Raw genomic sequence first — 19,573 nt, forward strand, 5'->3', positions numbered from 1 at the left:
GGACGATCCTAAAAAGGACGGCTTTCATCATTTTTCAAAGCGGATGCCCCCGTCTTAACAGCCCAAGTCCGGACAGGTCGTTCAGACCACCGCATAACAGATCTTTTCTCATTATTATTCAGCATCTTACAGGGTTCGATCCAAACTGAGCCAGGAGCTGTCCGGTACGCCAGCAAACCTTTTTCAACTGGACTTGGATCCCCTGCAACGATATTTTCCTTCACACCGGTCAACCCTACCCCTGAACCAATTTCATATATGGACGAAAGGGCAGCAGCGTCTCATTTTGAGTTTGCTCTGGCCGCCTCTGGTCGCCCCGCTTTTGCCAGCGCATTCCGTCCCGAACCATCACAATGCCGTCAATTCAACCCCTGCAGCTTACTTATTGCGGCCAATGCCGCCTGCCGTTGATCTTTATTGGCGGCAGCATTGTCAAATGCGCTCAAACTGGCCGTAAGATCTTCGCTCTGCCAGGCAGCATAACCGGCCATCAGCCAGGCCTGGCCGACATATTGGCCCTGCTGGCGAGCAACTTGCCGGTAAGTGGCTGCCGCTTCGGCATAGCGTCCCAGGGAATACAGCAGGTCCGCTTTTGCCATCAGTAAATCACCATCTTCAGTGGTGGGAGCATAGTGCTGTAATTGTTGCAAGGCACGGGTCTCCTGGCCCAGCTGCCGATAGGCCAGAACCAGCTTACGAAGAATTTTCGGATCTGGCTGTTCATCCAGCAGACGGTGATATTCCGCCAAGGCCTGGCTGGGAATATTCAGCTGCAGATTGAGATCAGCCCAAAGTTTTTTCTCATTTTCGGACAACGGGGACAGAAACCGGTAAATGGTCAATGCCGCCAGGGCTTCTTCATCATTGTCTCCGGCCAGTTCGATTTGGCTCAGGGTCTTCCACCATTTTGCGCAGGTGCAGTTTTCATGGGTGAGTCTTTTGGCATAGCTCCGGGCTTCGCTTTGCATGCCAAGCTGCAGATACTGACAAAGCAGAACTTCCTGCCACTTCATTCTGGCCTCACCGGAGGTTGCCGTGACCAGATCCTGCAAAAAAGGCAGCGCCCGGCGGCCCTGCCCGGCCGCCAGCAGAGCCTGAACATAGTGCTCTTGCCAGGCCAGCGGGAGCTGCTGCGTCTGCTGCTCAAACAACTGGTCGAACTGGCGTACCGCATCCTCATAGCGTTTGGCCAGGAGCAGGGAAACCGCGGCATAATAGCGATTATCCGCAGCATGATCACCATCCCGTCCGGCCACAGCCAGAAAACAGCGCGCCGCATCATCATACTGGTGCAGTTCGTAATAACTTTTGGCCAGGTTTTGCCAGTCCGCGACAAAAGCACTGTTTTTTTTCAATGCCTGCTCATAGGCCCGGGCGGCCTGCCGGTATTGCTGTTGCAGCAGATAACAGTTGCCCAGGGAATAATCGATCAACGGATGATCATAACCGCGAGAAGAGAGTTTTTTAGGCTGATCGGCAGGAGTTGTCCCCTGCTGCTGGAAATTTTCCAGCAGCGCAATAGCCCGGGAATAATCCTGACGCTCCATCAGCTTGGAGACTTTTGCCAGGACCAGCCGCACCCGCACCGGAATGGCATCAAAAGGGTCTTCCGCATACACCATGGGCCCCTGCACCAAGGGCAGAAAGGTGGCCAGAGCCGTTAGCAGAATTATTTTTTTCATGGTGCCTCCTTCCATACTTTGCGTCCGCACCGCGCGCCGGACGGCTTGTTACACCCGGGATCCCGCAACTACTTGAGGACAAAACGGATCGTTGTTTCCGCCCAGCTGCTGACAGCGACCCCGTCAATGGTGCCGGGGCGAAAACGCCAGCTGGAAACACAGTGGATGACACTCTCCTCGAACACCTCCGCTGGCTTGGCGTCGACAATGCTGATGTTTTCGACCCGGCCTTCCTTATTGACAATAAACCTGACCCGGACTGCGCCTTCGATACGACGTTGCTTGGCATAAAACGGATAAAGGGGTTGTTGCCGAGCCAAAGCCATCAGAGGTTGATCCAGATCGCCGACGTCGAACACCTCCGGAACAGCAAAATCCCCAACTGATTCGGGGAATGTTGCCGCTGGCAAGTCGGGAACCATGGGCAGATCCGTAAGCTGCGGGTTCAGTGCCAAAGGAAGCGTCAATGACTGCGCCTGCAATGGTTGAAAAGCTCGCTTCGGAAGCGCCTTGACCGCTTCAGACCTGCTGCTCTCAGGCTTGGGTCGCTGCTGGCGTTCTGGCGGTGATGGCGGCGGCGACAAACGGATCACGGCGATTGGTTCCACAACCTGAGGCGACAGAATCGGTGCAGAGCCCGGATGCAGAGCAAGCGGCAGCACGGCAAACAGCAGAAAGGTCATGCCAATGGCAACAGCCCCCGCTTCCAGTTTGCTACAGCACAGTTGCAGCAGCGCTCTATTCCGACAGGCGTGAACCAACTCAAGTCGCCGATCATTGCCCGGCATCGGAATTCTCCTGCAAGATCATCAGTGGGGTTGCTGCGCGGCCAACGCGACATTTCTGGCTCCGGCCTGGCGACAGCCGTCCATCACCTGGATGGCAATTCCCGTATTGCTGTCACGATCAGCCACCACGACCACGCTGCCGTCGGGATTTTCCGCCAGGGCGCGTTCGACATTGGCCCGCACCGCGCGGAGATCGATTTCCCGATGATCCATGTAAATCCGGTTCTGCGGGGTGATCGCGAGCAGAATGTTGGTTTTATTCTGACTGACTGCGCTGGCGGCAGACGGCCGGTTGACCTCGACTCCTGTTTCTTTGACAAAGGAGGTTGTGACCAGAAAAAAAATCAGCAGAATAAACACCATATCGATAAGCGGCGCCATGTTCAGATCCGCCTGAGCGCGCTTTCCTCTTCTTTGTCCGGCAATATCGATCATTGCTCTTCCGTTCTCAATGCAGATGCCGCTTAAGACAATAGCCAAACAGGGTCAGACGCTGTTGCAGAGTTCCGGCCCGCCGCTCCAGAAAACCTTTCATGTACAGCCCGGGGATGGCTATCAGCAAGCCGCTCTGGGTGGTGATCAGGGCCTCCGAGATTCCACTGGCCAAAGCTCGGGCATTGCCGGTGCCGAACAGGGCCAGCACATCAAAGGTCGTCATCATCCCGGTGACCGTTCCCAGCAGTCCCAGCAGCGGGGCAACCGTTGCCAAAACCCCGATTAAAGGCAGACAGGCGGTCACCCGGCGACTGTGCTTGGCCACCAGGGCATCAAGCAACGGACCATCCTCAGCGGGATTTTTCCGGCGGGTGATAAATTCCCCCACCAGAACCGCGCTGAGCCCCTGGCCGTCGCGAACAGTGGGCAACCGATTTTCACGAATGTGCACAAGAGCCTCAGCCAAGGGCATTTTGCGCCGTTGCAGACGACGGAAAAACAGCACCCGATCGATAATCAGAAACCACATCAACAGACACACCGCGAGCAGAGGAATCATGGTTATCCCCCCGCTCGCCAGGTAGTTCTCCAACGGTAGCAGGGTTTCAGTGAACCAGGCCGACATGAAGGTCACCGATTTTTCTGTACGATGTTGACCAGAGCCACAGCTTTTTCCTCCAATTGCGCGATTGAGTTGTCAACGGCCCGCCCCAGCAGGGTATGCGCCAGCATTATGGGGATGGCGACGGAGAGCCCGAGCATGGTCGTCACCAGGGCGACCGAGATCCCGCCCGACATCATCCGGGGATCACCAGTACCGAATTGGGTCATGATCTGAAACGTGTCAATCATGCCGGTCACCGTCCCGAGCAACCCCAACAAGGGAGCGATTGCCGCCAGCATGCCCAAGGTTGCCAGGAAGCGTTCCAGGGGCGGGATTTCCTTGAGGATCGCCTCCTGGAGGACATCTTCCATATCCTCCCGGGACGCCGTATGGCTGTTGAGCCCGGCTTGCAGAACCCGGGCGACCGGCTTGTTCAGCAACGGGGTACACAGATCTTTGCAGGCCGGCCAGTCCCGCTGTGCCACCAGGTCTTCCAGCTGCCGGATCAGGATGTCGCCATTGCACCGCTTACGCACCAGAAACAACACCCGTTCGCCACTCAGCACGATGCCCACAACCAGGATCGCCAGAATTGGCCAGACCAGCAGGCCCCCACGCTGGATCTGCTGCCACAGACTGAGCCTGTGCGTGAGCTGCTGCAGCGCCGCACCGCGCGCCACATCAACGGGAACGGCAACGCTTTCGCCTTGCAGATAGTCCCGGATCTGGCGTTGCTGACGACTGTTCGGCAGGCGCGACAAAGCATAAAGATGACTCCCGGCGGCAGAATAGTTGAGGAACCCGACTTCACCATCATGCTGATAAATGGCAGTGAAGGGGCCGAGAGTCAAAACCTGAACCTGTGCCTCATGACCGGAGCGATCGACAATCCCGGCCTGCGTCAGGGCAACTTCGCCGCTGCTGCTCAGCTGGGTGAAGATCAGCTCGACCAGTTGGCGGATATCCGTCATCCCCGGAAAATGAGTCTGCCCCGCGATTTGTTCCAGCAAAGAGAGATCCGGATGAGCGACCCCGCTCTGCAGATTGTCGCGGACCAGGGCCGTGACATCCTTGGCGTTCAGACGGATCACCCCGACGGCTTCGCGGACCATGCTGTCGGCAGTGGCCAGCTGGGAACTCAGCCGTTGCTCCTGTTCAGCCAGATCACGGTTCTGCTTATCCAGTGTCCGAGTCCTTTGTTGCAACTGCTGGAGCTGCTGCTGCAGATCCTCCATGGCTTTGGTCAGCGTTGCTCTGTCGCCGCTGATCTGTTCCCGACTCTGCTGTTCCTCCAGCTGGGCAGCCTGCCGGTCGGCCGCAGCCTGCTCCTCCAACTGGCGGCGCTGCTCAAGAACCTGACGTTGCAGCGCTCTCATCTCCTCGGCAAGCCCTCGCGGCGCAGGCAGCACGGCAGAAACGGCAAGAACGGCGATCAGGATAAGCAGTCCTCGCCTCATGGCCGCACCAAACGCCCCAGCGGCAGGCTGACCAACTCAACCGCCCGCCGTTTTGCGCCGATTTCGAAAACAGTCCGGATACTGCTGGTGTAAGTCGCCGGCAATGGCTGCCACTGCTGTTCGGCAAGATTGAAAAAACCACAACTCTGCTCATCCAGGGTCTGGTAATAGAGGGCCAGCCGGCCGAGGCGGAAGATATTCACCAGGGTCGGCTGGCCAGACAGGGCAATGGTATCCCGTGTCACCTCAATGGTGCGGCCATAGTCGACCTCAACCAGCAGGGTTTCCATGGTCTTCCGCAGTTTTTCATTGAGCGGGGTCGCTCCATCGTCCAGAATCTGCCCCAGCCGCTCCAGTCGCTGATTCCGCTCTGTGGCCAGAAACGGTAGATCCCCCTGATAGAAAGCCCGCAGCCGCACCAGGATATCCTGCAGCAAAGGCTCCAGCTGGGCAGTGATCTGAGCAATCTGTTCCAACTCTGCGCTCTTCTCCGCAACCTTGTCCTGCAAAGCGCCATGTTCCTGCTGCAGTTGCTGATAATGCTCCTGCAAAGCCTGCAACTCCTTCTGCACCTGTTCATAACGGGCCAGTTGTTGCTGTTTTTCCTGCCGCCATTGCTCTTCCTGTTTCTGCACCCCCTGGCGAATGTCGATCGCCTGTTCCACCGGTTTTTCGATCTTCCTGCCGACCGAATCATCCAGCGCCTGTACAGCCCTTGGACTCAGCAGCCCCGCCAGGAACAATCCCAAGGCTATGCCCCTGAATATCCGCAAAACATCCTCCGTCAAAACACGTTTCCTGCTCTCGAGCGCAAGCAACTTAACCGGGTTATTCCCCCACGACCCGTCGTAACGGGCTCGCCGGGTTCCGCGACCGAGTAAGGGTACCCGCCAAAGAGTTCCCCCGCTGCAGGGCCTCCGGAATGCAGACCACGCCGCCGGCAACCGCGCAGACATCAACCTGAGCGTTATAAAGCGCAGACAGGTTCTGCCGGCAGACAACCTTGTGTGCCGGGCCGTCGGCCAGAATTTTCCCTTCTTTCAGCATCACCACCCGGTCCGAGATCCAGAGGGCGTGATCCGGGTAATGGGTGGTTTTAATAAAGGTGTAACCACTGGCCGCCAGTTCGGCTATCCGGCTGAGCAAACGGATCTGATGACCGTAATCAAGCCCGTTGACCGGTTCGTCCATCACGAAAATTTCCGCACCCTGGGTCAATGCCCGCGCAATCAGGGTCAGCTGGCGTTCGCCACCGCTGATCTCCGTGTAGGGCCGTTCCCCAAGATGGGCGATGCCCATCCGTTCCAAAGCTTCGCGAGCGATTTTTTCGTCGCTTTTGCTGTAGCTGAAAAACATCCCTTTGTGCGACATGCGCCCCATCAAGACGATGTCAAGAACGCTGTAGCCAAAAGCCATCCGGTGCACCTGCGGCACGTAGGCAACGTTCCTGGCCAATTGTTTGGCGCTGAAAGCGTCAATCCGGCGGCCGTTCAACCGGACCTGCCCCCGGAGGGGCTTGAACAGTCCGAGCAGCAGTTTAAGCAGGGTGGTTTTGCCGCTGCCGTTCGGCCCCAGCAAGGCCACGACCTCACCGCTTTCAACCCGCATGGAGATATCGTCAAGAACCGGTTGGTCGGTGTAGCCAAAACTTAACTGATCGATCTCTATCAGGGACATGCGCCCTCCTTACCCGTGTCGCAGGGAAAACCGCTGGCCATCAGAAGCGATAGTTGATTCCGGCATAAACCTGCAGGGGGTCCTGAATAAAATAGTCGTTCTCTTCCTGAAACAGATTGTCCGAACCGGCATAGACCTTCAGGCTGTCCGTCAGCTGTTTGCTGAGGTACAGGCTCACCAGGTCATAGCCATCCAGCTTGCCCCCGGAACCGTCCTCACAATTGCCGAAATAGAGATAGCGGAGCTGACTTTCGATGTCGACCAATGGCACCTGCCAGGTCACAGCCACTTCCCCTTTCCATTCCGGCTCGCCGGCCAGGTCCTTGCCGGTGTCTTTATTTTCAGACTGCAGCCAGGTGCCCTGGACGGAAAGGTCAAGCCGGCGGCTCAGGGTCAGGCCGGTTTCCAGCTCCAGGCCATAGGTCGTCGCCTTGTTGACATTCTGGTATTCATAGGTCCGGCTGCTGCCGGAGGCACCGACCTGGACCAGGTCGATCAGGTCTTCGACACGGTTATGGAAGTAGACCAGCTGGCCGCGCACGCGCTGATTATGCAACTCCGCACCGGCTTCAAAACTGTCCGAGGTTTCCGGATCGAGATCCTCATTGCCCAGGTAAAGGTCCTTGCCCTGGCGGCGGTACACCTGCCCGTACAGCTCATCAAGAGTCGCAGCCCGAAAGCCCTGGCCGTAACCGGCCCAGAGCTTACCCGAGGGGATAAATACGCTGGCAACAAGCCGCGGAGTCACCTGAGAGCCGGAGTTTGCATAGTCATCAAAGCGCAAGCTGCCGACCAGATTCAGCCAGGCGTTCGGGGACCAGTCAAACTGACCGTACATGGCTTTGATCTGGTCGGATTTGTGATCGTCGTCATAACTGGAGAGCTGATCCCCTTCCAAGGTTTCCCAACGCAGTTCACCTCCGGCGGTCAGGGTCAGACCGTTCACCACCTGATAAGAACCCCGGGTTTCCAACTGCAGCAGTTCGCGTTGGTTTTCATCGGCATTACCCGAAGGAGCAGTCGGCGAAAACTGATACGAACCCTTGCTCTGGTTGCCGTAAACCCTGACCATGGCGCGGTACGGGGTATCTGCAGCCAATTCGTACTGCAGGTAACCGCCAATCCGTTTTTCATCCCCGGCGCGCTTCCGTTCGGCATTCATATAATAGCGCTGCCCATCACGCTGGAATTCGCCCCATTCGCCACCCAGCGACAGGACCTGGCCCGAAGCCAGATCAACTGCCGCCCGGGTATAGACCGTATCAAGCTGGGTGTCATCCACCTCCTGACCGGGCTCAGCGGCGTCATCCCAACCATCCTGCTTGCCATGGGCCGCCGCAATGGTGGCCCGCAACGGACCTGCGGCAGTACCCACCTGCCCCTGGAGTGACTGCTCCGCAGCCAAGCCAACCCCGCCGCGGGCATCAACAGCCGCTTCGGTCTGCCGCGGTGGCTGGCTGGTGATGATATTGATCACCCCGCCGGCCGCTTCGCTGCCGTACAGGGCCGATCCCGGACCGCGGACGATTTCGATATGGTCGATCAGCAGCACCGGAATTTGTTTAAGATCAACGATGGCGTTGTAGCCGCCGGTGATCCTGCGCCCATCCAGCAGGATCAGGGTATGCCCGCCGCCCATGCCCCGGATGGATGCTTCCCGGCTTCTCCCGGTACCGGTCATGACATTGATCCCGGCGGCATGCTGCAGCACATCGGCAACGTCTTCGGCCGCCAGTTGGACAATCTGTTCATGAGTGATCACCTGGATTGTGCCGGTCGCGCTGTTAAGCGGCTGTTCGGTCATGGTTGCGGTCACCACCAGTGGCGCCAGCTGCTGAGGATCACTGGCATTTGCGGTTACCGGGGCGACCAACAGCAGCCCCCCGAGAAGAGTGGCAAAACATCGAATATTCATAAAATTAACCCCATCCCTTTCGTGTCCTGGCCAGGACAAAGGCAAAAAATGGTATGCCGATTAAAGACGTCAGAATGCCAATAGGAATCTCAACAGAAAACAACAGCCGGGCGATATCGTCGGCAATCACCAGGTAAGTGGCACCGACCAGGGCCGCTGCGGGCAGCAGCAACCGGTTGTCCGGGCCAACCATCATGCGCGCGATGTGGGGAATCAACAGGCCGACCCAGCCGATGATCCCGCCCAGAATAACGGTCAGCGCACTGATAATGGTGGCCAGAAAAATGAAGATCAGGCGCAGCAGGGTCACATTGACCCCCAGGGAGCGTGCTTCTTCATCGCCCATACTCATGACGTTGAGATACCCGGACAGGGCCAGCAGAAGCAAAATTCCCGCCACCATCGGCAGGCTGACCGTCAGCACGGTCCGGGCATCGGTTGCGGACAGTCCGCCCATCAGCCAATAGACGATCGCCGGCAATTGCTCGTAAGGATCGGCCAGATATTTGACCACAGAAAGCAAAGCCGTAAACATGGCGCCGCTGATAATACCGCCCAATATCAGCATCAGCAGACGATCACCACGATTGATCAAGGCCAGGCTCAGGGCGATCGTTACGGCCAGCAAGCCGCAGGAGAAAGCGCCCAATTGCACGATCAGCCAGCTTTTGCCGGCAATCATGCCGACCGCCGCACCAAAGGAGGCTCCGGACAAAACCCCGAGGACCCCGGGAGAGACCAGCGGATTGATAAACATCGACTGGAAAACCACCCCGGCCACGGATAATGAAGCGCCGATTAGAAGCGCAGCGACAATCCGCGGCAGGCGGATATCCATAAGAATATTCTCGAGCACCTGCATCCGGCTTATATCGATATCCGCACTCTGCTGGCCAAGCAGATGAGTGCTGAAGTACAGCTGCAGATCGGCCAGCGAAAGAGGATAACGTCCCAGCAGCATCGACAGCAAAACGGTCGCCACCAGCACAACCAGCATCACGACCAGAACCGTCGGGGCCTTCATGGTTGCAGCAACTGTCTGGCCTGGCCCGCGGACAGCGTGACATCCAGAAATGCCTGATAAAAATTCTGGACTTCAACCACCAGGGCAGCGTTATCAGGCTGCTGAAAAAGCACACCCTGCAACCATTTCAAGCCGAGCAGACGCATAAAAGAGGGGGGCCGATCAAACCAGTTGAAGGGTTGTTTGGGAATTTTGTAAATCCGCCCATCCTGGACCGCTTTAATACTGCTCCAGCGTGGATCGGTCCTGACCGTCCGGTAAAATTCATCATCATGGGTGAGGATAATCTGCGGCGCATATTGCAGCACCTGCTCCAGCGACACCGTCACCTGGCCGCGATTGCTTTTATCCGTGCAATGATGAACATTCACCGCACCGCTCAGGGGGATCAACTGCGCATGAATGGAACTGTCGCATTCCGTCTGCAGACCTTGCGGACCTTCCGCATAATAAACCCGCAGTCTGGTCCCGACCTGCCCGTTGCGAACCGCCGCCGCTTCGGCCAGCATCCGCTCCGTATAGCGGGCCAGCATCTCGCCCCGTTCTTCAAGCCCGAACAAGCGGCCCAAAAAACGATAAGCGGCCGGGTAATCGGATAATTTTTCGACAAAGACGTAAACCACCGGTATATGCAACGGCCCCAGAGCCTTTTCGATTTTCTCATTGGTTGCCGAAGGACCCCAGGAACAGTTCAGGATAATATCGGGCTTGACCCGCAGCAGAACCTCAAGATTGGAGACATTCCCCTGCCCAAACCAGCCGCCCAGGATCGGCTTGTCCAGATAACTTTTTTTCAGATAAGGCTTCTCATTGGCCGATGGCAGCGTGTTGAGCCCCGCGACCAGCTCAGGACTCAGCGAATAGGCCAGGTAGGTCGCTATCGGCGAAGTTCCGTAGATGCTTTTGATCTGCTCGGGCACCTCCAGCCGACGATTGAACATATCGACCAGCTGACGAGCTTCTGCCTGGCCGCAGCAACCCAGCAACACAACCAGAACCAAAAAAAAGTAACCCCGTCTCATGGCCTCATCCCTCTCATGTGTTCATGGAAAACATCGATATTCAAATCGTTATACTTATTAGATATAACGATTGATATACCAAATCGGCTCCTGTCGTCAAGCAGGAAACTGCTCAAATAGTCCAAGAATAAAGGCAGTTATCAAAACCAACCAAGCCCGAGTGATTCTGCTTGTCTTTCGATATTCTTTTTGCTATTCCATAAAAAATAATGAACTGTCTCCCTTTACGGCCTCTGCCACAGCGCTTGCTTCCGGGTGTTTTTTCACCGCTGATCAACTCCGTGCAGGGTTGACAACTGTCTTGCCGTCACAGAGGTACTGCCACACCAACTCGCCGTTACGCCATTGCCCGCCTGTCAGAGCGAACAGGCCGCAGTGGCTTTTGTCATCTGTCTGTTAAGGAGGTTGTTTCAATGAGCAAAGGGATTGTTTCAATTCTGGGTCTGTTCATGATGATGGTTGCGGGTTCGGTTTTGCCTGCTGCGGCCGCGGAATCGCCGACCAATGGCGATGTGTTTACCCTGGGAGAAGTCATCGTCAGCGAAGAGAAGCAGGCTGTCGACCTGGCCACGACCGTGACCGAAATCACGGCCGAGGATATCAAGGCCCGGAGCGCCCAGACCGTTGCCGATGCGCTGGAGATGTTACCCGGGGTTGACGTTGAAAAGGGGGGAAAAGGCCAATCGTACGTCAGGGTGCGTGGTTTTGATCAGGGCGATCTGAAAGTCCTGATCGACGGCATTCCGGTGTACGAACAGTACTTCCGCGATCTGGACCTGGCTCAGTTTCCGGTCGCGGCCATCTCAAAAATCACCGTCACCAAAGGAGCTTCATCCGTTTTGTACGGAGCCAACACGATGGGCGGCGTCATCAACATCATCACCAAAAAAGCCGGCGCCAAACCGACCTACGAAGTGGACACCGAGTGGGGTGATTACGGCACGCAAAGTTACACCCTCAACACCGGCGCCAAATCCGGAGATTTCAGCTACTGGTTGACCTATAACTTCAGCCAGTCAGATGCCTATAACCTTGCGGACGATTTCGATCCGGCCGACGGGTTCAACGGCACCCATACTGTCAACGGGACACATTTTCAGGAAGATGGCGGCAGCCGTGATGACAGCGGCTATATCAGAAGGATGATCAACGCCAAGCTGGGCTGGGAACCGACTGACGAGACCAGTGTCTTTCTGACCTTTGACTACCACAACAATGCCAAGGGGATACCGGTTCGGACCTGGACCTTCAGCGACTGGGAGCAATGGACCCTGGGACTGGTCGGCGAAACCCGCGCTACCGATTGGCTGAAACTCAAAGGCCGGGTCTATTACATGGATTTTGCAGACACCATCCACGAGACAGCCACCGCGGCTTCCGGCCTGCTCGGCAAAAAATATCATCAGTTCTACGATTCGTCCTATGACAACTACACTGCCGGTTCCGAAGTTCAGGCCTTTATCAACGCGGGACAACACAACTATATCAAGTTGGGCCTGAACTTCACCCTCGACCACCATGAACAAAAAGAGATCCCCATCGGCTCGAGCAGCTGGGAAGATACCGGCACCTTCGAGGCTCAGACCTATTCTATTTCGGCAGAGGACGAAATCAGCGTCAACAAATGGCTCTCCATTGTCGTTGGCGCCAGCTATGACTATTTCAAACCTGAAGTCAAGGACTCCCCGGACGAAGACGGCGAGATCGCAACCGACCATGCCGACAGCGTCAATCCGCAGATCGGTGCCGTCGTCACTTTAAGTGAAAAAACCACGCTGCATGCATCCATCGGCAAAAAAACCCGTTTTCCGCATCTGAAGGAACTCTATACCTCAAGTATCGTCACCGGCAACCCCGGGCTTGATCCGCAGCAAACCATCGCTTATGAAATCGGCGCCGACCAGCGCTTCACTGATCGCCTGAACGGATCGATCGCCTACTTCTATAATGATATCAGCGATCTGATCGACACCACTACTGACTCTGAGGGCAACAAATATTATGTCAATATCAATGACGCGACCATTCAGGGGCTGGAGCTGGCCCTCGATTTTGCCGTGACCCGGAACTTTTCCAGCGGGGTCAATTACACCTATATGAACACCAAGGATGACAGCACCGGCAAGGAGCTGTACAACCGCCCGCGCCATCGGGCCAACCTTGACCTGCGCTATCGTTTCCCGTTCGGCCTGAGTACCAGTGCCCAGGGCTCCTATGTCGCCCGGCAGTTCTATGAACACCAGACCACCTATGCGCGAACCCGGGCAACCAACTATTTCCTGCTCAGCGCGCGCCTCGAACAGGAACTCGGCCGCATCTGGGGAGTTGAAGGCAGAATCTATGTGGCCGGGCAGAACCTGACCGATAAATACTATGTCGAAGACGGGGAATTAACCGCTGGTCGGACCGTCATCGCCGGCCTGAATTTCCGCTATTGAGCACAACTTGCCCGGCGCTGGTGCAGCGCCGGGCAAGGCAGATCTTGTCAAGGGGCACCGGACTGGTTATATTTCCAGCATGGTACAAAACCGTTTCATATCCAACCCGGCCGTCCCCTGGGTCGAGGTCCGCCGGACCGAGCACAGCGAGGCGAGCTACAAGGACCATTCCCACCCGGAACTCTCGGTCGGGGCGGTGACCCACGGCAGCACCCGGTTGAAAGTCCGGGGCCGGGAAGAACTGCTCAGCAACGACTCGCTGGTGATCATCGCGCCACACGCCGTGCACAGCTGCAATCCGCACAGCGGACCTAGGTCGTATCTGATGGTCTACTTTGCCGACGCTTGGTGCCACGCCTTGTTGCGCGAGTTGGGCGGGACTGCGCAAGACCTCCGCTTGCCCGACTGGCATGTGATCAAGGATGCCGAACTGTTTACGCGCCTGACCGGGTTGGTCGAGGGGCTGGAGAAAGCCAACTTTGCCTTGCAGACTTCGGAACAGTGGACCCAGTTTGGCGGGGATTTACTCGTTGCAGCAACGTGCCGACAGCACCCGGAACAGGCCGAGCCGCCGCAGGTCATCAACGCGACCAAGACCTATCTGAGCCGTTCCCTGGAGCACAACCTGACCCTGCAACAGCTGGCCGACCGGGTTGGTTATAACCCCTACACCCTGCTGCGCTGTTTCAAAAAGAATGTCGGCCTGACCCCGCACGAATACCTGCTCAATCTGCGCATCGCCAAAGCCAAGGAGCTGCTCCGGGACGGCCTGGCCCCGGCCGCGGTCGCCGCGGAGACCGGCTTCGTCGATCAGAGTCATTTTCATCGCACCTTCCGCCAGTTCGTCGCGGCTACCCCGCGGCAGTACCAGCTGCGCTCCTGAAAAAAGTCAATTCGATACAATATCTGTTCGTGGTTAGCCGCTACACTCCCGGTCAAAGGAGTGTCTATGTCCATCGATCTGGTTGAATTCAGTACCCTTGCTCTGGCTCATTTCGTTGCCCTGCTCAGCCCCGGGCCGGATTTCATTTTAATCATGGGCAGCTCGTTTAAATACGGCTGTCGGCAAACCTTTGCGGCCTGTCTGGGGATCGCCTTGGCCAACGGGGTTTACATCCTGCTCGCCATCGGCGGGTTCAGTATACTCAGGGAAAACCTGCTGCTTTTTTGGGTCATGAAACTGGCCGCAGCCGGTTACCTGTTCTACCTGGGAGCGTTGCTGATCAAATCAACGGCGGGCACGATCGATTATAACGGCAGCGGGGTCGGTATTGTGAAGATCGGTTTTACCCGCATGTTGGGGCGGGGGTTCATGTCTGCGATCCTCAATCCTAAAAATGCCATTTTCTATTTGAGCCTGATGGCCCTGATCGTCTCCCAGCAAACGCCGGTCAGCAACCAGCTGTTGTACGGGCTGTGGATGGTCGGTGCGGTCCTGTGCTGGGATGTGCTGGTGTCCTGGAGTATTGGCAATCCCGCCGTCCGCAAGGGCCTGGCGGCCTACAGTTGGCAGATCGAGCGGGGCTCAGGCCTGGTGCTGATGGTGGTGGGCGGGTTTATCATTCTCAAGTGAGGACCCCAGCAGCAACGTTCCGCAGCCGCCCTCAAGCTGTTGCCGCCAGCGATTGGCGCGGCGGACATGGATACCGCGCTGACGCAGCAGGGTATGGATATGATCGGCCTGGTCAGGGGCCGGGCTGTAAAAAGAAGATCCCGGCACCGGATTACAAAAAAGCAGGTGCAGGGTCAGCTCCGGAAAGGGGTACAGCCAGCCGCACAGAGCTTCCAGCTCGGCCGGCTGATCGTTCACCCCCGCCAGCAGCAGATAGTTCACCCCCAGTCGGCGGCGCTGGCGACCGCTCAAATGGGGCCAGCACTGCGCCAGGCACTCCCGCAACGGGGCAAGGCCGGGACCTTTGGGGAGCAGCCTCTGATAGGTTGCCGCGCGGCCGGCATGCAGGGAAAACATGACCCCGTTGTGGGGCAGGCGCAACAGCTCGGCAATCCCTGTTAAAGGCATACCGGTGGTGGTCAGGGACACCGGTAGCCGTTGCTGCCCGCAGGCAGTGATGAACCGGCTGACGTTGGCCAGGTTCTGCAGCGGTTCGCCAATTCCGGAAATGGTCAGCCGCTGCGGCTCAATTCCGGCCCGGCGACAGGTATCGAGCTGTAAAAATAATTCTTCGCAAGTCAGGTTGCGGCGCAAACCATGCCGCCCGGATGCACAGAACGGGCAGGCCATGGCACAGCCGGCCTGACTGGACAGGCAGAGCGTGCCGCTGCCATACCAGACCGCTTCCACCTGCAGACCATCCTGCAATGAAATCAAAAATTTTCGGTTGCTTTCCATCGCTGCTTCCCGGCCAGTCCCAATCTCATAATTCCCCTTGTTGACCCTGTCAGGAATCATTGAATAGGGCTAACCGGGAAGTCAATCCGAAAAGCGCGCGCTCTTTAAGCCCGACCGGCACCCCTCATTCTGAATATATAAAGAATAGACCGGATCCTCAGTATCGGCCCAGGGCCTTCGGCTACTCCGAAGGCGCGACTCCAATAACAGGGCAGCAAAAACCCTGCTGCAGGGGGTCGTTCCAAACGCAAAAAGTCCAGCCACAGAAAAAAAATCAACAACGCACAGTCAGCACCCTTTGTCCCAAAAGTTTGCGAGCCATGAAGCTGTAGCGGTTCGCACCGCAAAGACCTGGGACAGCCCCCGTGCGGGGACAGTCCCGGTTTTGCTGCCATCTGCTCTTAAACTAGCGCCATTCCCCTTTGTCCCAGTAAATGATTGCCCAGCGAATAACCCTGGGCTCTGGCAGCCGCAACTTGCCCTGGTAAGAAACCAGTTCGGTCATTAAATATTCCTGCAGCCGCGTTCTCTCATCCGCCGTCAATTCCCCAATCTTGGCCGCCGTGACCGCTATGGCTTCATCGAGATCGTCATAACTGTTCCAGACCGTATTGGTGATAAAAGAGACGTTAGCATAAATTCCCATTTCATGAAGAATATTATAGAGATAGATATAATCGGGGCCGTTGGCGAGCGGACGCCCGATAGCCTGGTAGACGCGCTTGTCATGGGGGCCATCGCCGACCATGGCGGTCACATAGACTTGTCGCCGGGCCGCTTGGTTCAGTTTACTGAGCGCCGCGGGAAGGTCACTGACCGCCAGCGAACGCGAGGCAATGGCCACGTCGTGACGGCCGACCCCAAGGGAGTCCCAGTCATCCTCCCAGCGGCCGTGAATCGTGGTGATATTGTCCACCCCCTGTTCAACACAGCCCTGCTGCAACAGTTCGAGCATGGTTGGGGAGAAATCGAGGGCAGTGATCAAAGCGACTTGCTTTGCCAATGGCAAGGCCAGGTTCCCGCAACCGCAACCCACATCAAGAACACTCCAATGAGGTTGCAGTTGCATGAAGCGAATGAAATCTTCTGCGTATTCTGTCTTGGCCACCTGGTGTTTTCTGAATTCGGGTGCGCGTTTGTCCCAAAAGGAAGGGGTGTTTCGTACGGCATTTTTTCTTTGCGAGCGAGCCCACTGCTCGGCCCAATGCGTGACGGCAGTATTCATACGATGCGATCCTTCAGTTGATGATGTTCTAACTGACCTGCGTTGTTCGAGCCCTTTAGAAGAGAGAAACAACGCTTTTTCCCATGTTGCCGCTTCCCGGCAGGATGCTGAATTTACCTTGATGCCTGTAAACCTTCCGCAGGTAAGCCGTTGTCACATTTCCTGATGATGATCCACAAACCGATCTCATCATTACGCAAGACGGTGTAATTTCTGATTCCGGCACGGCTCAGGGCAGAGGCGAAACGGGCCTGCATTTCCGGTCCCAGGTTGCGTCGAATTTTCGCGGAAAACGACTCTTTTCCCTCGGTCGGTTTTGCTTCCATCCTGGCAATGATCTCGTCCATGACCTGCTGGGAGCCAAAGCCACCGCCGATATAGGCCCACCCGCCGGGAGCGAGAATACGTTCGATTTCCTGCAGGGATTTTTCCAGATGTTCCCAGAAAAAGATCGACCCCCGGCTGACGGCCAGGTCGACGGCTCCATCCGCCAGATCGATATTGGCGACATCTCCGCATTGCAGGCTGAAACGCCCGGCCAGCTGTTGTTCCGCCATTTTCTCCGCAGCCAGCTCAAGCATCTGTGGATACTCATCGTAGAAGAGCATCTGCAGCCGGGTCTTCTGCAACAGGGCACAACCCAAGGCTCCGGTTCCGCAACCGAGGTCGATGCAGGTTCCGGTGGTTTTACCGGTCGCGGCAATGATCTGCTCGGCAAGCAGGGGATATAACGGAGCAAAAACCTCTTTTTCGATTTTGCTGAACTTATTGCCGTCAATTTTCATGCTGCTCAGATCCTTTCACTCCCGGCAATTATTGGATCTTCCCAGACCGGTGAACAACGCCCAAGGTGCCCTGATTGTAATGATTGCGTGAAAAACATTCGATGCACAGATCGGCACCCGCGACCATGTGCATGGCCATACTTTTATTGCCAACGGCGATACTGCGGCCGGGATAGTCGTCACCGATGGTCCCGCCGGGCAGAGCTTTGAAATATCCGGACAGCGGGTAGCGATTGGTTTTCAGTTCGCGCAGATGAAACAGATACCCCGGCGGATATTCATGCAACCGATGGCGACCCGAGGTGATGGCCAGCAACTGCGCATCGCTGGGTTCGTAACTGAACCAATCCAGGGTATTGGCGCAGGGAGTGTACGGCCAGGGGAAATCGTCTTCGCCAACCCCTTCCAGAATAATCAGCGCCATAGGCCGCCCCTGCTGCAAACCGTCATCTATAACCTGTCGCAACCCGGTGAGCTCAGTGACCGGTTGCGGGCTGTAGCAGGGCAGTTCAGGAGCTGCCAGCGGCACCATGGCCGGTTTGCGCATGGTGCATCCCAGCCCCTTGAAGGCATAGCCGGGTTCCGCCACGAGCAGATAATCGGAAAGCAATTCCGGCTCGGGACAGGGTTCGGCAAACAGCTGCTGGTACGCCGTCCTGGCAACCACCCGCTGAATATGTGGATGCCGTCGCAGCCAGGCCAGATCATGCTCACTCGGCTCGTGAACTCCGCCATAGCGGGCCGACCAATGGGGTGAGACCCCGATCCCGTCCAGCCTGCTGATATCAATAAAACCCTGCGTCGGCATCACCCCACCCCGGCCGATGATCACTGCCGTCATCCCCGTTTGCTCAAGAAAGCTCTCAACTTCACGACGCAACTCGGCCATGATCCGCTTTTTTTCTGCACCGCTCAGACTGGCAATCCGGGTTGCAAAATACTGCTCGGCATAGGTCAGCAAGACAAATCCGGGATGATACCCCCGGACCAGCGCAAGGGCGGTCTCGGTCACCCAGCGATTGCTGCCGCCATCCAGGTCCCCCGGATAGGGATGGTCGGCCAGAATCCTGCGCAACAGCCTGAGCGCTGCATTATCCGCGGTCGATTTGGCCCCAGTCCGCAGCTCAAACTGATTCTGCCACTGCCGGGCGTCAATAATGGCGACGCTGTCACTGCTTTCAGACGTTGCTGCCATGATCTCTCCTATAAAGCCTGATCGGCCGCCGGCATTGCGGACAGCGACCATCTGCAAGTTTCGCCTGTTGCAGTTGGTCGCCGCCACAACCGAGGCTGAAGCGCTCAATGACCGGGATACCGCAATCCGGGCAGAGGGTGTTGACCCACTCTGAGCCGACAAAATTGTGAAAATACAGATAGGGCAGAACCCGGCGCGCCTTCTCCAACTCGCCATTGATCTTGTCAATATTGGGGTAGGCGGCCCCCTTCATCCCGTCTTCGGGCAGCAGACGCAAGACATGCCAGGGAATCTCCGGGTCAACCCCGGCGATAAACGCAACGATCTCGTCCAGTTCATGATCGTTTAATCCCTGGATGACCGGGGTGGTGATCTCGACATGGCGATGAGCCGCCAGGGCTTTAATGTTGCGCAGAATCGGTTTCACAGAGGGGATACCGATATAACGGCGATGAAATTCATCATTGAGCCCCTTCAGACTGATATTGAAAAAAGAGAACACCCTCGCCAGCAGTTCGGTCGCTTCGGGCGTGCTGTAACCGTTGGTCAAACAGCCCAGTGCGATCCCGGCAGCATGGGCCTCGGCGGCCAGCCGCTGCAGACTCGGTAAAGACACGGTTGGTTCGTTGACATCAAAAACGATGCTGGTGCATTTCAGCTTGCGGGCTAGCGTCACCAGCCGCTGTGCGCTAAGCTGATACATTTTGTCCTGCTGGCAAGCCGGGTCCTGCTTGGCGACAAAGGCATTCGAGCAGTAGTTGCAGCGGAAATTACAGCTGCTGGTGCCGATCACCAGGCACTGGCTGCCCGGCTGGACATGGTAGAACAGGGTCGACTCAATCCTGACCGTTTCATAAGTGCTCCAACGATCCGGAAAACGCTCCTGAACGACCCCATCCTCGGCATAATACATCCGGCAGCGACCATAGTGCTCCACACCAAGCTCGCAGCGCCATTCGCAATAAGAACATCGCAT

The 19,573-nt window shown here is 56.9% G+C and carries 18 protein-coding genes; 3 read left to right on the forward strand and 15 right to left on the reverse strand.

Going from position 1 to position 19,573, the window contains the following annotated elements:
- Positions 1-359: 359 nt before the first annotated feature.
- The 10 genes from N909_RS0108255 to N909_RS0108300 all read right to left on the reverse strand — a co-directional run bounded on the left by N909_RS0108255 (position 360) and on the right by N909_RS0108300 (position 10,604).
- Positions 360-1,682 carry a tetratricopeptide repeat protein gene (locus N909_RS0108255; RefSeq protein ID WP_029913961.1) on the reverse strand — a complete coding sequence of 441 codons (1,323 nt, stop codon included), beginning with the start codon at positions 1,680-1,682 and terminating at the stop codon, positions 360-362.
- A 68-nt stretch (positions 1,683-1,750) separates the two neighbouring features.
- Positions 1,751-2,470 carry an energy transducer TonB gene (locus tag N909_RS0108260; protein ID WP_029913963.1) on the reverse strand — a complete coding sequence of 240 codons (720 nt, stop codon included), beginning with the start codon at positions 2,468-2,470 and terminating at the stop codon, positions 1,751-1,753.
- A gap of 21 nt (positions 2,471-2,491) precedes the next feature.
- Positions 2,492-2,905, reverse strand: coding sequence for an ExbD/TolR family protein (locus N909_RS0108265; RefSeq protein ID WP_029913965.1), 414 nt, complete (start codon positions 2,903-2,905; stop codon positions 2,492-2,494).
- 13 nt (positions 2,906-2,918) lie between these two features.
- Entirely contained in the window at positions 2,919-3,530 is a 612-nt protein-coding gene (locus tag N909_RS0108270; protein WP_029913967.1) for a MotA/TolQ/ExbB proton channel family protein, read from the reverse strand.
- A gap of 5 nt (positions 3,531-3,535) precedes the next feature.
- Positions 3,536-4,966, reverse strand: a complete 1,431-nt coding sequence (locus N909_RS0108275; RefSeq protein WP_029913969.1) for a MotA/TolQ/ExbB proton channel family protein — start codon at positions 4,964-4,966, stop codon at positions 3,536-3,538.
- On the reverse strand, positions 4,963-5,739 hold the full coding sequence (locus N909_RS0108280) for a DUF3450 domain-containing protein (RefSeq protein ID WP_162179116.1): 777 nt from the start codon (positions 5,737-5,739) through the stop codon (positions 4,963-4,965). The genes N909_RS0108275 and N909_RS0108280 overlap by 4 nt, the downstream gene beginning before the upstream one ends.
- A 55-nt stretch (positions 5,740-5,794) precedes the next feature.
- On the reverse strand, positions 5,795-6,643 hold the full coding sequence (locus tag N909_RS0108285) for an ABC transporter ATP-binding protein (RefSeq protein ID WP_063336386.1): 849 nt from the start codon (positions 6,641-6,643) through the stop codon (positions 5,795-5,797).
- Positions 6,644-6,683: 40 nt separating this feature from the next.
- Positions 6,684-8,558: a TonB-dependent receptor plug domain-containing protein gene (locus N909_RS0108290; RefSeq protein WP_029913975.1), complete on the reverse strand. Its 1,875-nt coding sequence runs from the start codon at positions 8,556-8,558 to the stop codon at positions 6,684-6,686.
- Between the two features lie 4 nt (positions 8,559-8,562).
- Complete coding sequence (locus N909_RS0108295; RefSeq protein WP_029913977.1) at positions 8,563-9,582, reverse strand: FecCD family ABC transporter permease; 1,020 nt, start codon at positions 9,580-9,582, stop codon at positions 8,563-8,565.
- Positions 9,579-10,604 (reverse strand): ABC transporter substrate-binding protein, encoded by a 1,026-nt coding sequence (locus tag N909_RS0108300; protein ID WP_029913980.1) that lies wholly within the window; start codon positions 10,602-10,604, stop codon positions 9,579-9,581. Before N909_RS0108300 ends, N909_RS0108295 begins: the two co-directional genes overlap by 4 nt.
- A 413-nt stretch (positions 10,605-11,017) precedes the next feature.
- Between N909_RS0108300 and N909_RS0108305 the strand changes: the two genes are divergently transcribed.
- The 3 genes from N909_RS0108305 to N909_RS0108315 all read left to right on the forward strand — a co-directional run bounded on the left by N909_RS0108305 (position 11,018) and on the right by N909_RS0108315 (position 14,615).
- On the forward strand, positions 11,018-13,042 hold the full coding sequence (locus N909_RS0108305; protein WP_029913983.1) for a TonB-dependent receptor plug domain-containing protein: 2,025 nt from the start codon (positions 11,018-11,020) through the stop codon (positions 13,040-13,042).
- 79 nt (positions 13,043-13,121) lie between these two features.
- Positions 13,122-13,925 (forward strand): AraC family transcriptional regulator, encoded by an 804-nt coding sequence (locus N909_RS0108310; protein WP_063336416.1) that lies wholly within the window; start codon positions 13,122-13,124, stop codon positions 13,923-13,925.
- Between the two features lie 66 nt (positions 13,926-13,991).
- Positions 13,992-14,615 (forward strand): LysE family translocator, encoded by a 624-nt coding sequence (locus N909_RS0108315; RefSeq protein WP_029913987.1) that lies wholly within the window; start codon positions 13,992-13,994, stop codon positions 14,613-14,615.
- Here the strand turns inward: N909_RS0108315 and N909_RS0108320 are convergent.
- The 5 genes from N909_RS0108320 to N909_RS0108340 all read right to left on the reverse strand — a co-directional run bounded on the left by N909_RS0108320 (position 14,568) and on the right by N909_RS0108340 (position 19,573).
- Positions 14,568-15,392: a radical SAM protein gene (locus tag N909_RS0108320; RefSeq protein WP_029913989.1), complete on the reverse strand. Its 825-nt coding sequence runs from the start codon at positions 15,390-15,392 to the stop codon at positions 14,568-14,570. The genes N909_RS0108315 and N909_RS0108320 overlap by 48 nt on opposite strands.
- A gap of 406 nt (positions 15,393-15,798) precedes the next feature.
- On the reverse strand, positions 15,799-16,617 hold the full coding sequence (locus N909_RS0108325; protein WP_036683007.1) for a class I SAM-dependent methyltransferase: 819 nt from the start codon (positions 16,615-16,617) through the stop codon (positions 15,799-15,801).
- 113 nt (positions 16,618-16,730) lie between these two features.
- On the reverse strand, positions 16,731-17,402 hold the full coding sequence (locus N909_RS0108330) for a class I SAM-dependent methyltransferase (RefSeq protein ID WP_029913993.1): 672 nt from the start codon (positions 17,400-17,402) through the stop codon (positions 16,731-16,733).
- Between the two features lie 28 nt (positions 17,403-17,430).
- On the reverse strand, positions 17,431-18,597 hold the full coding sequence (locus N909_RS0108335) for a hypothetical protein (protein WP_029913994.1): 1,167 nt from the start codon (positions 18,595-18,597) through the stop codon (positions 17,431-17,433).
- Positions 18,581-19,573: a radical SAM protein gene (locus tag N909_RS0108340; protein WP_029913996.1), complete on the reverse strand. Its 993-nt coding sequence runs from the start codon at positions 19,571-19,573 to the stop codon at positions 18,581-18,583. The genes N909_RS0108335 and N909_RS0108340 overlap by 17 nt, the downstream gene beginning before the upstream one ends.

Source organism: Pelobacter seleniigenes DSM 18267, assembly GCF_000711225.1.
Classification (GTDB): Bacteria; Desulfobacterota; Desulfuromonadia; order Desulfuromonadales; family Geopsychrobacteraceae; genus Seleniibacterium; species Seleniibacterium seleniigenes.